The organism is Streptomyces sclerotialus, from assembly GCF_040907265.1.
GTDB classification, from domain to species: Bacteria; Actinomycetota; Actinomycetes; order Streptomycetales; family Streptomycetaceae; genus Streptomyces; species Streptomyces sclerotialus.
Map to the genome: position 1 here is coordinate 5,811,964 of NZ_JBFOHP010000002.1, position 13,965 is coordinate 5,825,928.

General features: G+C 71.7%; 11 protein-coding genes. 7 read left to right on the forward strand and 4 right to left on the reverse strand.

The genetic code is table 11. The annotated features are described in order from the left end of the window. Positions 1-8 precede the first annotated feature (8 nt). Positions 9-1,298, forward strand: a complete 1,290-nt coding sequence (locus AAC944_RS25800; RefSeq protein ID WP_051872415.1) for an MFS transporter — start codon at positions 9-11, stop codon at positions 1,296-1,298. Between the two features lie 282 nt (positions 1,299-1,580). Beyond that, a complete protein-coding gene (gene cimA, locus AAC944_RS25805) occupies positions 1,581-3,191 on the forward strand; it encodes a citramalate synthase (protein ID WP_030624384.1) in 1,611 nt (536 codons plus the stop codon). 177 nt (positions 3,192-3,368) lie between these two features. Here cimA and AAC944_RS25810 read toward each other — a convergent pair whose 3' ends face one another. Next, positions 3,369-3,986, reverse strand: coding sequence for a YceI family protein (locus AAC944_RS25810; protein WP_030624381.1), 618 nt, complete (start codon positions 3,984-3,986; stop codon positions 3,369-3,371). A gap of 255 nt (positions 3,987-4,241) precedes the next feature. Here AAC944_RS25810 and AAC944_RS25815 point away from each other — a divergent pair, with 255 nt between their 5' ends. From AAC944_RS25815 to AAC944_RS25830, 4 genes are all read left to right on the forward strand, one after another. Then, complete coding sequence (locus AAC944_RS25815) at positions 4,242-4,751, forward strand: hypothetical protein (RefSeq protein WP_030624368.1); 510 nt, start codon at positions 4,242-4,244, stop codon at positions 4,749-4,751. Positions 4,752-4,753: 2 nt separating this feature from the next. Next, entirely contained in the window at positions 4,754-7,153 is a 2,400-nt protein-coding gene (locus AAC944_RS25820; protein ID WP_030624364.1) for a polysaccharide lyase 8 family protein, read from the forward strand. 271 nt (positions 7,154-7,424) lie between these two features. Then, complete coding sequence (locus AAC944_RS25825; RefSeq protein ID WP_030624360.1) at positions 7,425-9,008, forward strand: acyl-CoA carboxylase subunit beta; 1,584 nt, start codon at positions 7,425-7,427, stop codon at positions 9,006-9,008. Positions 9,009-9,060: 52 nt separating this feature from the next. Next, positions 9,061-9,273, forward strand: coding sequence for an acyl-CoA carboxylase epsilon subunit (locus AAC944_RS25830; RefSeq protein WP_030624358.1), 213 nt, complete (start codon positions 9,061-9,063; stop codon positions 9,271-9,273). A gap of 65 nt (positions 9,274-9,338) precedes the next feature. Here the strand turns inward: AAC944_RS25830 and AAC944_RS25835 are convergent, their stop codons facing one another. Continuing rightward, positions 9,339-10,637: an MFS transporter gene (locus tag AAC944_RS25835; protein ID WP_051872413.1), complete on the reverse strand. Its 1,299-nt coding sequence runs from the start codon at positions 10,635-10,637 to the stop codon at positions 9,339-9,341. A 211-nt stretch (positions 10,638-10,848) separates the two neighbouring features. Between AAC944_RS25835 and AAC944_RS25840 the strand changes: the two genes are divergently transcribed. Continuing rightward, positions 10,849-12,609: a dihydroxyacetone kinase family protein gene (locus AAC944_RS25840; RefSeq protein ID WP_030624351.1), complete on the forward strand. Its 1,761-nt coding sequence runs from the start codon at positions 10,849-10,851 to the stop codon at positions 12,607-12,609. Between the two features lie 118 nt (positions 12,610-12,727). On the opposite strand, the gene AAC944_RS25845 is transcribed toward AAC944_RS25840, so the two are convergent. Next, positions 12,728-13,306: a GTP-binding protein gene (locus AAC944_RS25845; protein WP_073447656.1), complete on the reverse strand. Its 579-nt coding sequence runs from the start codon at positions 13,304-13,306 to the stop codon at positions 12,728-12,730. After that, complete coding sequence (locus tag AAC944_RS25850; RefSeq protein ID WP_030624347.1) at positions 13,287-13,898, reverse strand: DUF742 domain-containing protein; 612 nt, start codon at positions 13,896-13,898, stop codon at positions 13,287-13,289. Before AAC944_RS25850 ends, AAC944_RS25845 begins: the two co-directional genes overlap by 20 nt. Positions 13,899-13,965: the final 67 nt, after the last annotated feature.

Genomic DNA, 13,965 nt, shown 5'->3' on the forward strand with positions numbered 1-13,965 from the left:
CCGGCAACATGGTCGAGTGGTTCGACTGGTTCGTCTACTCCAGCTTCGCCGTCTACTTCGCGGGCTCCTTCTTCCCCGCCGGCAACGCCACCGCCCAGCTCTTCAACACCATGGCGATCTTCGCGGTCGGCTTCATCATGCGGCCCGTCGGCGGCTGGCTGCTCGGCCGCGTCGGCGACCGCCGCGGCCGCAAGGCCGCACTCACCCTCACCGTCACCCTGATGTCCGCCTCGGCCGTCCTCATCGCCGTCGCCCCGACCTACGCCGTCGCCGGCTACGGCGGCGTCGCCCTGCTCCTGGTGGCCCGGCTGCTCCAGGGCCTGTCCGTCGGCGGCGAGTACGCCGCCAGCGCCACCTACCTCACCGAGGCCTCCGCCGAAGGCAAGCGCGGCTTCGCCTCCAGCTTCCAGTACGTGTCGATGACCGCCGGCCAGCTGATCGGCCTCGGCCTCCAGATCATCCTGCAGAACACCATGTCCGACGCGGCGCTGCACAGCTGGGGCTGGCGCATCCCGTTCGTCATCGGCGCACTCGGCGCCGCCGTCGTCTTCTACCTCCGCCGCAACATGCTGGAGACCGAGGTGTTCGACGAGGCCGGCGAGACCGTCGCCGGCGGCACCGGAGAACAGGCCGCCGGACGCGGCACCCTCAAGGCCCTCTGGCAGCACAAGCGCGAAGCCTTCCTCGTCATCGCGCTGACCATGGGCGGCACGGTCGCCTACTACACGTACACGACCTACCTCACCAAGTACCTCTCCGGCACCGCAGGACTGCCCAAGCAGACCGCCACCCTGGTCAGCTTCTGCGCCCTCTTCGTCTTCATGTGCCTGCAGCCGCTGGCCGGCATGCTCTCCGACCGCATCGGCCGCCGCCCCCTGCTGATCACCTTCGCCGTCGGCGCGACCTTCCTGACCGTGCCGCTCATGACACTCCTCAAGTACGCCGGAAGCTTCTGGCCGGCACTCGGGCTCTCGCTGCTCGCCCTGGTCATCGTCACCGGATACACCTCGATCAACGCCTGCGTGAAGGCCGAACTGTTCCCGACCGGGGTCCGCGCACTCGGGGTGGCCTTCCCGTACGCCATCGCCAACGCGCTCTTCGGCGGCACCGCCGAACCCATCGCGCTGCGCCTGAAGCAGGCGGGCGTCGAGTCGGCGTACCCCTGGTACGTCGCGGGCTGCGCGGCCGTCTCCCTGGTCGTCTACCTGACCATGCGCGAGACCCGTGACATCGACCTCAAGCGGGTCGGCACCCGGACCGACGGCGAGGACACCGGCGCACGAGTGCTCGCATCCTGAGACAACGGGCACTTCGGGGGCAGTCGTGTGCAAGACTGCCCCCATGCTCTCGTTCGCCATGATTATTGGCAGCAGGCGCGCCGGTCCGCAGTGACCGCCCCGTACGAAACCGAGTACGGCGCGGCACCGTCGTCCCAGACCCGCGCGCAGACCTCTCGCACCCGCGAGAGGTTTTTTCGTTTCCCGGCCCACCACGGCCGGGGACGGAGCGCGAGGGATCATGAGGGGACGGTGGAACCGGTTATTCCGGTAGACCGAGATCCCGACAGGAGCCAGACCAGCATGACGGACACCTCAGAACCCTCTCTGTCCGACGATTTCCACGTGTTCGACACGACGCTGCGCGACGGCGCGCAGCGTGAGGGCATCAACCTGACCGTCGCGGACAAGCTGACCATCGCGCGCCACCTGGACGACTTCGGCGTGGGCTTCATCGAGGGCGGCTGGCCCGGTGCCAACCCCCGGGACACCGAGTTCTTCCACCGCGTACAGGAAGAGGTCCCCTTCCGCCACGCACAGCTCGTGGCCTTCGGCGCCACCCGCAAGGCCGGCGTACGCGTCGAGGACGACCCGCAGGTCGCCGCCCTGCTGGAGTCCAAGGCCCCGGTGATCACCCTGGTCGCCAAGTCCCATGTACGCCACGTCGAGCTGGCCCTGCGGACCACGCTCGACGAGAACCTGGCGATGATCCGCGACACCATCGCCTACCTGCGCGAACAGGGCCGCCGGGTGTTCCTGGACTGCGAGCACTTCTTCGACGGCTACGCCCTGGACGCCGGCTACGCCAAGCAGGTCGTCCGTACCGCGAGCGAGGCCGGCGCGGACGTCGTCGTCCTCTGCGACACCAACGGCGGCATGCTCCCCGCCCAGGTCACCGCGGTCGTCCGGACCGTCCTCGCGGACACCGGCGCACGGCTGGGCATCCACGCCCAGGACGACACCGGCTGCGCGGTCGCCAACACCCTGGCCGCGGTCGACGCGGGCGCGACCCACGTGCAGTGCACCGCCAACGGCTACGGCGAGCGGGTCGGCAACTCCAACCTCTTCCCGGTCGTGGCCGCGCTGGAGCTGAAGTACGGCCGCAAGGTCCTGCCCGAGGGCAAGCTCGCCGAGACCACCCGGATCTCGCACGCCATCGCCGAGGTCGTGAACCTCACGCCCTCCACCCACCAGCCCTACGTCGGCGTCTCCGCCTTCGCGCACAAGGCGGGCCTGCACGCCTCCGCGATCAAGGTCGACCCGGACCTGTACCAGCACATCGACCCCGAGCTCGTCGGCAACACCATGCGGATGCTGGTCTCCGACATGGCCGGCCGCGCCTCCATCGAGCTCAAGGGCAAGGAGCTGGGGATCGACCTGAGCGGCGACCGCGAGCTGGTCGGCCGGGTCGTGGAGCGGGTCAAGGAGCGGGAGCTCGCGGGGTACACCTACGAGGCGGCCGACGCCTCCTTCGAGCTGCTGCTGCGCGAGGAGGTGCAGGGCCGGCCGCTGCGGTACTTCACCGTCGAGTCCTGGCGGGCGATCGTGGAGGACCGCCCGGACGGCACGCACGCCAACGAGGCCACGGTGAAGCTGTGGGCGAAGGGCGAGCGGATAGTGGCCACCGCCGAGGGCAACGGCCCGGTCAACGCACTGGACCGCGCGCTGCGGGTCGCACTGGAGCAGATCTACCCGCAGCTGGCGGAGCTGGAGCTGGTGGACTACAAGGTCCGCACCCTGGAGGGCGCGCTCGGTACCGACTCGATCACCCGCGTCCTGGTCTCCACCGGTGACGGCCGCGGCGAGTGGTCCACCGTGGGCGTCGCGGAGAACGTCATCGCCGCGTCGTGGCAGGCGCTGGACGACGCGTACGCGTACGGCCTGATGCGCGCGGGCGTCGAGCCGCAGGACTGAGCGCCGCGGTTGTCCACAGGCCCCAGCGACGGGCGGTGAGGCGCGCTACCTTCGCCGTATGCGTGGTGGAGGTGGGGGAGGGGCCTTGCCACTGGGCGGGGGCGGACGGACGGGGCCCCTCCCTCATCCCCGGTTCGGGGAGAGGGAGGGGCCCTGCCACGGAAAGCGGCGGAAAGGTCAGGCCGCCTTGACCGCCGAGATGTCGAACGTCAGCTTCACCTTGTCGCTGACCATCACGCCGCCCGTCTCCAGCGCGGCGTTCCACGTGAGGCCCCACTCGGAGCGGAGGATCTCGGCGCTGCCCTCGAAGCCCACGCGCTCGGCGCCGTAGACGTCGGTGGCGGAGCCGTGGAACTCCAGGTCGATCGCGAGCGGCTTGGTGACGTCCTTGATCGTCAGGTCGCCGGTGACCCGGTACGTCTCGCTGCCGGTCTGCTCGACGGCGGTGGAGCGGAAGGTCATCAGCGGGTACTTCTCGGCGTCGAAGAAGTCGGCGCTCTTCAGGTGGCCGTCGCGGTCCGCGATGCCGGTGTCGATGCTGTCGATCCGTACGTCGATGGACGCGGTCGAGGCGGCCGGGTTCGCGCCGTCCAGGTGCAGCGTGCCCTCGTGCTCGCCGAAGGCGCCGCGGACGTTGGTGACCATGGCGTGCCGCACCGTGAAGCCGATGCTGCTGTGCGCGGGGTCGATGGTGTAGTCGCCGGTCAGCGCGGCCAGGGCCGGGTCCGCCGCGAGGGTCGCGGTGGCGGCGGGGGCAGCGCTCTCGGCGGTGCGCTTGCGGTGGAACAGAGCCATGGCTCCTCCTCGGGGGACGGGTCGGGGAGACCTCGGGTGTCGCCGAACGCCTTGTTTAACGTTCAACGAGATCGAGCGTAGCGCCCACTGGTTCAAGTTTCAACCTTTCCGTCGGAGGGCAGCCGTACGGCCCTCGTCCGCCCTGTTCACGGGGGCTGGCGACGCGTGTAGAGGTCGGGCATCATCGGCGGTGCTCCACCTGCACCGCCGAAACACCCGTCGCACGGTTCACCGGTACACCGCAGGAGGTTCCCCATGAGAGTCCGCGCCGTCCTCGGCACCCTCGCGCTCGTCCTCGGCGCCCTCTTCGCGCCCGGCTTCGGCGTCCTCACCGCGGCGGGCGAGGCGCACGCCGTCACCAAGCTCACCCACGCCCAGGCCACCGCGATGTTCCGGGACGCCGGCATCACCTGGTCCTCGTCCGGCGGCTGCTCCGACCGCAACACGCCCACCTGCACGTCCTTCGACCAGCTCAACCTGCCCACCGCCCAGGGCGCCGTCACCCTCAAGAAGGCGAGCGGCTGCGCGCTGAACATCACCGGCGGCACCGAGACCGGCCACGCGAGCGGCACGTACAGCCACTGGAACGGCTACAAGCTCGACTTCTCCCTCTCCACCTGCGTCAGCAACTACGTGACCGGCACCTTCACCTACATCGGCGTACGCGGCGACGGCGCGCCCATGTACAAGTCCGGCTCCGGCAACATCTACGCCAAGGAGGGCTCGCACTGGGACGTCCTCTACTACAACTGCGGCGGCTGCTGACCATGGCCGCACGCGCTTCCCACTGGACCCGCAGGGGCTTCCTCGCGGCGGGCGGCGCGGGCGCGGCCGCCCTCACGCTGCCCGCGCCGGGCGCCCGGGCGGCCGGTTCCGGCCGGGCCGCCGACGACGAGTTCGCCACCCTGCGGCAGCGCTGGCTCGACCTCCAGCTGGGCACCGGCTACGACCCGGCGGCCGAGCCGTACGCCTCCCGGCTGCGGGAGACCGGCGACCTCGCACGGCGTTTCCGGGCTGCCATGGCGCCCGCCGCCGGCTCGCTCTGGCCCGACTCCCCGTTCGAACCGTCGGCCGGCGTCACCCAGAGCTACAGCCGGCTCAACACCATGGCGCAGGCGTACGCCCAGCCCGGCACGGGCCTCACCGGGGACGCCGGGCTCCTCACCGACGTGCTCACGGGCCTGGACCACCTCGACGCCCGGGTCTACCACCCGGACACCACCCGGTACGGCAACTGGTGGGACTGGCAGATCGGCAGCCCGCGGCTGCTCCTCGACACGATGACGATCGTCGACGAGGCGCTCGGCGACGCGCGGCGCGGCCGGTACCTCGCCGCCGTCGACCACTTCGTGCCCGACTCGGTGCTCGGCGACTACACCGGGACGAGCACCGGCGCCAACCGCGTCGACCTGTGCCGGGTCGTCGCGGTGCGCGGCGTCCTCGGCCGGTCGGCGGCGAAGCTGGCGCTCGCCCGCGACGCCCTGTCGCCGGTCTTCCCGTACGTGACGAAGGGGGACGGGCTGTACGCCGACGGGTCGTTCGTCCAGCACACCTGGGTCGCCTACTCCGGTACGTACGGATACGTGCTGCTGGACGGGCTCGGGCGGCTGTTCGCGCTGCTGCGGGGCAGCAGCTGGGAGGTGACCGACCCGAAGCGGCAGATCATCTTCGACAGCGTCGAGAACGCCTACGCGCCGCTGCTGCACAACGGTCTGATGATGGACAGCGTCAACGGGCGCGCGGTCAGCCGCGGTTACCTGGTCAGCGACGACCGGCAGGTGATGCGCAGCGACCACTTCCACGGGCACGCGCTGCTGGCCGCCGTCGCGGTGCTGGGGCAGGGGGCCTCGGCCGCCGAACGGGACCGCTGGCACGCCCTGCTCAAGGGCTGGATCGAGCGGGACACCACGCTGGACGTGCTGACCGACCGGCAGTTCGGGGTGGCGGACGCCGCCCGGCTGGCCGCCGTGGCCGCCGGGCCCGCCCCCGCCGCGCCCGAGCCCGTCGCGCACAAGCTGTTCCCCGCCATGGACCGCGCGGTGCACCGCCGTCCGGGTTTCGCCGCCAACATCTCCATGGCCTCGGAGCGGATCGCGTACTACGAGAACGGCAACGGCGAGAATCCGCGCGGCTGGCACACCGGCGCCGGAATGCTCTACTGGTGGGGCGCGGACTTCGGGGGCGGCCAGTACACCGACTTCTTCTGGCCGACGGCCGACCCGTACCGGCTGCCGGGGACGACGGTCTCCACCAAGCGACTCGCGGACAACGAGGGCGGCGGCTGGGGCGAGCCCAAGCCCGCCGCGTCGTGGGTGGGCGGCACGACGGACGGGGAGTTCGCCGCCGTGGGGCAGGACGTCCGCGGGCTCTCCTCGACGCTGCGGGCGAAGAAGTCCTGGTTCTGTCTGGCCGACGCGGTGGTCTGCCTCGGCGCCGGGATCACCGGGCGGGACGGCGTGGCCGCCGAGACGATCGTCGACAACCGCAACCTCGGCGCCTCGGGCAGCCCGGTGCTCACCGTCGACGGCGTGCCGCAGCCCACGGCGACCGGCTGGACCGGCAGTTTCCCGCGGGCCCGCTGGGCGCACCTGGAAGGGCACGGCGGGTACGTCTTCCCGGGCGGCACGGAGCTGCGGGCGCTGCGTGAGGCGCGCACCGGCGCGTGGCGGGACATCAACACCGGCTCCTCGCCGGACCGGGTCACCCGCCGCTACCTCACGCTCTGGCGGGACCACGGGAAGGACCCGGCGGACGCCTCGTACGCCTACGTCCTGATGCCGGGGGCCGGGCCGCGGCAGCTGGCCGCGCGCGCCGCCGACCGGCACTGGCTGCGGGTGCTCGCCAACACCGGCACGGCGCAGGCGGTGGCGGTGCGTGCGCTGGGGGTGACGGCGGCGAACTTCTGGGCGGCGGGTACGGCGGGGGAGCTGACCGTCTCAGGCCCGGTGTCCGTCCTGGTGCGCGGGCGCGGGCGGACGGCGACGCTGTGCGTGGCGGAGCCGCCGCGTACGGGGGAGCCGGTGGAGATCGTCTGGGACCGGCCGGTGCGGGGCGTGGTGAGCGCCGGGCCCGGGGTCACGGTCCTCGGTACCGGGCGGCGGCTGCGGCTGCGGATCGATCCCGGGAAGGTCTGCGCCACCCGTACCTGTACGGTCACCACAGGCTGAGCCGGCCGCCGGGCGGCACGGGCCTGGTCCCGCCGTCCGGCGCCGGTGCGGGCCGGTGGCCGGGGAGCGCGGTCAACCGGCGGACCGCCACAAGAGCACACCGGTGTCTTTTGTGGGCCCCGTACAGCGCCCCGGGAGTGGTCGCCTGCGTCCGGGCCCTGGCTGCGCCCCGCGTGCAGCGTGGTTCTGTTCTGCCTGCCCACCATTTCGCGCTCGACGTTGTACGAAACCGACATCGGTTCATGAGCACCTGTCCGCGTACCGTCGATGCATGACCACTGTCGAAGATGCGCCCGCCGAGGCGAACGACGCCCGCGGGCGCGTCGCCGAGCTGCACGCGATCCGTGAGCAGGCCCGGCGAGGCCCGAGTGAGCGCGCCACCGAGGCCCAGCGCGCCAAGGGCAAGCTCACCGCCCGCGAGCGGATCGACCTCCTGCTGGACGAGGGGTCGTTCAACGAGGTGGAGCCGCTGCGCCGGCACCGGGCGACCGGCTTCGGGCTGGAGAACAAGAAGCCCTACACCGATGGTGTGATCACCGGCTGGGGCACCGTGCACGGCCGTACCGTCTTCGTGTACGCGCACGACTTCCGGATCTTCGGCGGCGCGCTGGGCGAGGCCCACGCCACCAAGATCCACAAGATCATGGACATGGCCATCCAGGCCGGTGCGCCGCTGGTGTCGCTGAACGACGGCGCCGGCGCCCGTATCCAGGAGGGCGTCTCGGCGCTCGCCGGTTACGGCGGCATCTTCCAGCGCAACACCAAGGCCTCGGGTGTCATCCCGCAGATCTCGGTGATGCTCGGCCCGTGCGCGGGCGGCGCGGCCTACAGCCCGGCGCTGACGGACTTCGTGTTCATGGTGCGGGAGACCTCGCAGATGTTCATCACCGGACCCGACGTGGTCCGCGCGGTGACCGGCGAGGAGATCACCCAGGACGGGCTGGGCGGCGCGGACGTGCACGCCGAGACCTCGGGCGTGTGCCACTTCGCGTACGACGACGAGGCCACCTGCCTGGAGGAGGTCCGTTACCTCCTCTCCCTGCTGCCGTCCAACAACCGTGAGAACCCGCCGTCGGTGCCCTGCGACGACCCGGCGGAGCGTACGGGGGATGCGCTGCTGGACCTGGTGCCGGCCGACGGCAACCGCCCGTACGACATGCGCAAGGTCATCGAGGAGCTCGTCGACGACGGCGAGTTCCTGGAGGTCCACGAGCGCTGGGCGACCAACATCATCTGTGCGCTGTCCCGCATGGACGGCGAGGTCGTCGGCATCATCGCCAACCAGCCGCAGTCGCTGGCGGGCGTGCTGGACATCGAGGCGTCGGAGAAGGCCGCCCGCTTCGTCCAGATGTGCGACGCTTTCAACATCCCGATCCTCACGCTGCTGGACGTCCCCGGCTTCCTGCCGGGCGTCGACCAGGAGCACGGCGGGATCATCCGGCACGGCGCGAAGCTGCTGTACGCGTACTGCAACGCCACCGTGCCGCGGATCTCGGTCGTGCTGCGCAAGGCCTACGGCGGTGCTTACATCGTCATGGACTCCCAGTCCATCGGCGCCGACCTCACCTACGCCTGGCCGACCAACGAGATCGCCGTGATGGGCGCCGAGGGCGCGGCCAACGTGATCTTCCGCAAGCAGATCGCCGAGGCGGACGACCCCGAGGCCATGCGGGCGCGCATGGTCAAGGAGTACAAGTCCGAGCTGATGCACCCGTACTACGCGGCCGAGCGCGGCCTGGTGGACGACGTGATCGACCCGGCCGAGACCCGCGAGGTGCTGATCCGCTCGCTGGCCATGCTCCGGTCCAAGCACGCCGACCTGCCGGCCCGCAAGCACGGCAACCCGCCGCAGTGATCCCGTTACCGCTCTGTACCGCAGCACCCCTGCGACCTTGGAGACGACGAAAGTGAACCCTGCCGATATCTCCGACCGTTCCCTGGTCCGCGTCGAGAAGGGCGAGGCCAGCGAGGAGGAGCTCGCCGCGCTGACCGCGGTGCTGCTGGCGCGCGCCGCGCACCGGCCGGCCGCCGTCCCGGCGCAGCCGCACGCCACGGCGGCCCGCTGGCGCCGACTGGAGCGCCAGCGCGGCTTCCACGGCGCGCGCTCCTGGCAGCGGTGACGCGAAGTACGTACGAAGGGCCCCGCACACCTCGGTGTGCGGGGCCCTTCGGCGTGCCGGGGCGGTCAGGTGCGTACCGCGCCGGCCGCCTCGACCGCGGGCGCCGGGGGAGTGGTGTCCGCGGTCGCCTCGGGCAGCTTCAGGTACAGGGTCATCAGCGACGAGGCGACGTACAGCGCGGCGAAGATGACGACGACGCCGGCCGGGCCGACCGGGGTCAGGAAGAGGCTGACGATGGCGGGGCCGACGAAGGCCGCGCCGCCCGCGCCGAGGTTCAGCAGGGCCATGGCGCCGCCCTTGTTCTCCGGGGCCAGCGCCGGGATCAGCGCGGAGATGGGGACGAAGCCGGCCAGGGTGATGCCGTAGAGCATGCCGCAGACGATCGCGACCGGGTAGTTGCTGCCGACGGCCTGCGGCACGAAGTACAGCGTCAGGGTCGTCACCGCGCAGCCGATGCCGCCGAAGGAGGCGATCGTCCTCCGCCACCCGATCTTGTCGCCGACGACGCCGAAGACCAGGTTGAAGACGACGTTCGTGCCGTAGATCACGGCGAGCAGGGTCAGCCAGCGGCCCTCGCCGAAGCCCAGCTCCTTGCCGAAGAAGGTGGGCAGGAAGACCAGGAAGCCGAACTCGGGCGCCGTGTTGATGATGCGCACCACGCAGCCCACCGCGACCCGGGGATGCGTCCAGGCGATCGAGAGGCTGGAGACCAGTGACTGCACCGGCTTGACGTCCGGCGGTGCCAGCCGGGCGAAGCCGGTCCGCTCCTTCACGCCGAACATGCAGAAGGCGCCGCCGAGCACGATGATGCCGAGTGCCACCCACAACGTGCCGAACTGGCCGAAGACCGGGTTGCTCGCGCCGGCCACCAGCGAGCCCAGCGTGGGCAGACCGCCCGTGAAGGCCATGTAGAACCACCCGACCGCGGCACCCATCCGCGCCATGGGCGCCGTCGCCGTGATCCAGACCAGGAATCCGAAGGCGAACAGGGGGTAGCCGAAGCCGCGGAGGCCGTAGAAGACCAGCATCAGGGCGTAGTTCTGCGGGCCGAGCGCGAGGACCAGGAAGAGGACGTCGAAGACGATCCAGATCGCCAGCCCCAGCTGCATCACCCGGCGCGGCCCCCACAGGTCCGACAGCGCGCCGGAGAGCCACGAGGCGAGCATGACCGTGACGCCGTAGGCGGTGATGACGTAGGAGGCGTGCACCTCGGTACCGGCGCCGTGGTCCGCCATGTACGGCGCGATGAAGCCCGACTCGACGCCATCGCCGATCATGAAGAGCAGCACGCCGAGGTAACCGAGGACCAGCGGCTTGGGGATGCCGAGACGGTCGGGCAGTGAGAGCGCCGATGGGGGAGCCATGTCGCGCCTCCGTGGGAACGAGGGTGGTGAGGGTGTGACATCAGCAGCATGAATCCTGTGAACTTCACATGCAAGATGTGATCCAGGGTTTTCCGGTCCGCGGTTCTCACGTGTTTCTCACAGTACTGAGCGTGATTTACGCGCTGAGGGGTGACGAATCTGTGATGCGGGTGTTAAATCCAACAGGGACGGATCAAAGGAGTGTGCCCTGATGACCACGACGCCCGACGGCCTCGGACACAACGCCGCGACCTTCCGCGAGGACTGGCTGGAGGGACTGGCCGACGCCTACGCGCGCACGCTCCGGCGGGTCCCCGGCACCTTCGGCGTGGTCGGCCACCACGCCCCGCGCCCCGGCAAGGTCGCCCTCGTCATCGGCGGCGGCTCCGGCCACTACCCGGCCTTCGCCGGACTGGTCGGGCCCGGGCTCGCGGACGCCGCCGCGGTCGGCGACGTCTTCGCCAGCCCCAGCGCCGAGCAGATCTACCGCACCGCCAAGGCCGCCGACGGCGGCGCCGGCGTCCTGATGTCCTACGGCAACTACGCGGGCGACGTGATGCACTTCGGCCTGGCCGCGCGCCGCCTCGCCGCCGAGGGCGTGCCCGTACGCACCGTCCTGGTCACCGACGACGTGGCCAGCGGCCCGCCGCCGGTGGCCGGCCAGGAGATCGACCCCTCACGCGACCGGCGCGGCGTGGCGGGCGACTTCTTCGTCTTCAAGGTGGCGGGCGCCGCCGCCGAGCGCGGCGACGACCTGGCCGGCGTGGCCCGCGTGGCGGCCCGCGCCAACGCCATGACCCGGACCTTCGGCGCCGCCTTCGCCGGCTGCACGCTGCCCGGCGCGGCCGAGCCGCTGTTCACCGTGCGCAGCGGCACCACGGAGCTGGGCATGGGCATCCACGGCGAGCCCGGCCTGCGCACCACCCGCAGGCTCACCGCGAGCGAGCTCGCCGACGAACTGGTCGACAACCTCCTCCCGGAGCTGCCGCCGCTGCCCGAGGGCGCGGGCGGCCGGGTCGCGGTACTGCTCAACGGCCTCGGCCGGACCAAGTACGAAGAGATGTTCGTGATCTTCCGGCAGGTCAACCGGCGCCTGAAGGCGGCCGGGCTGACGCCCTTCCGGCCGGAGGTCGGCGAGTTCGTCACCTCGTTCGACATGGCGGGCGTCTCGCTGTCCGTGATGGTCCTCGACGAGGAGCTGGCCGAGCTGTACGACGCGCCGTGCGACACCCCGGCCTTCCGCAGCCTGCCGGTGCCCCGTAGGGACGCCGACGACGTACGGGAGACCCCGGCGCCCGCCGCTGAGCAGGCGCAGGCCGGGCCGCCCGCCGCAGACCTGCCCGCCACCGCCGCGCTCCAGGCCGCGCTGGACCTGGTCGCGGCCAACGAGGACGAGCTGGGCCGGCTGGACGGGGTCGCGGGCGACGGGGACCACGGCATCGGCATCGTCCGCGGGCTGCGCGCGGCCGTGGCCGCAGCGCGCGTCGACGAGCCGGGGCCGGCCGGGGACCCGCACTCGGCGGGCCGGGCGCTGCTCAGCGCGGGCCTGGCCCTCTCCGACGCCTCCGGTGGCGCGTCGGGCGCACTCTACGGGGCGCTGCTGGCCGAGGCCGGCGCCGTCCTCGTACGGGCCCCGGACGGCGCCCCCTGTACGACGGCGCTGCTCGCGGAGGCCGTGGCCGCGGCGCAGCGGGCGGTCGCCGAGCTGGGGGGTGCACGGGTCGGTGAGAAGACCATGCTGGACGCGGTGGATCCGTTCCGGGCCGAGCTGGCCGCGCGGGGCGCGGAGGACCTGGGGCCCGCGTGGCGGGCCGCGGCCGAGGTGGCCACGAAGGCCGCGGCCGCGACGGCGGAGCTGGTACCGGCCCGGGGGCGTGCGGCCCGGATGGGCGACATGGGGTACGGCCACGCGGATGCGGGTGCGACGTCGCTGGCCCTGATCGTCACCGCCGTGGGCGGCACGCTGCGCTGACGGCCGCGCCGCCGTCGTCGCCGGCCGCGCAGTTCCCCGCGCCGCTTACGGCGCGCGAAGGGCCCCGCACACCATGGTGTGCGGGGCCCTTCGCGTACGGCGGGCGCGCCGTCAGGCGTCAGCGCAGGCGTGCCATGAGGGCGTGCTCCACGAGCGTGATGAGCGCGCTCTTGGCCTCGCTGCGGTGTCGTGCGTCCGTCGTGATGATCGGTGCGTCCGGGCCGATCTGCAGGGCCTCACGGACCTCGTCGGGGGTGTAGGGCTGATGTCCGTCGAAGCCGTTGAGGGCGATGACGAACGGCAGGCCGCTGTTCTCGAAGTAGTCGACCGCCGGGAAACAGTCCGCCAGGCGGCGGGTGTCCACGAGCACCACGGCGCCGATCGCGCCGCGGACCAGGTCGTCCCACATGAACCAGAACCGGTCCTGACCGGGCGTACCGAAGAGGTACAGGATCAGGTCCTGGTCGAGCGTGATGCGGCCGAAGTCCATGGCCACCGTCGTGGTGGTCTTGTCCGGCGCGTGCGTGAGGTCGTCGATGCCCGCCGAGGCGGAGGTCATCACGGCTTCGGTACGCAGCGGATTGATCTCAGAGACGGCCCCGACGAAGGTCGTCTTGCCCACGCCGAAGCCGCCCGCCACCACGATCTTCGCGGAGGTGGTGGAGCGGGCTGCACCGCTAGAGCTTGCGAAGTCCACTGAGCACCCTTTCGAGCAGTGTCACATCTGGCTGTCCGCCGGCGGACTCGTCACCGCCGGGCTGATGGATGGCGACGAGTCCGGCCTCCGCCAGGTCGGCGACGAGGATCCGGGCGACGCCGAGGGGGATGGAGAGGAGCGCGGAGATCTCGGCGACCGACTTGATCTCGCGGCACAGATGGCAGATGCGCTGATGCTCCGGCAGCTGGCCCTGCAGCTGGGACTGACCGGCCGTGGTGTGCACCAGTGCCTCGATGGCGAGCTGGTAGCGCGGCCGGGTACGGCCCCCGGTCATGGCGTACGGACGGACCAGCGGGTTCTGCGTACCGCCGGTCGGCGCCGACGGCTCGGCGCGGCGCTGCGGCTGCACCGGTTCTATACGCGGGACCTGCGGCGCCGCGTCACCGTGACCGTACGGTGACGCGGACGGGGTGCCGTACGGCGTGTCGTAGGGCTGGGGCTGCGGCGCGGGCGGCCGCGGCTGCCGACGACTCGGCGCGGAGGGAAAGTTGAAGCGGTTGTACTGGGTCTCGCCCTGCGACTCGGGATGATGCCCGGAATCGTACGGGTATCCGCTAGGGGGCGTTGCCACGTCTCCTCCTCCAACTTGCCAATCCGACGCCGGTCGCGCCACCGCACCCTATGGTGCGGTGGCGAGA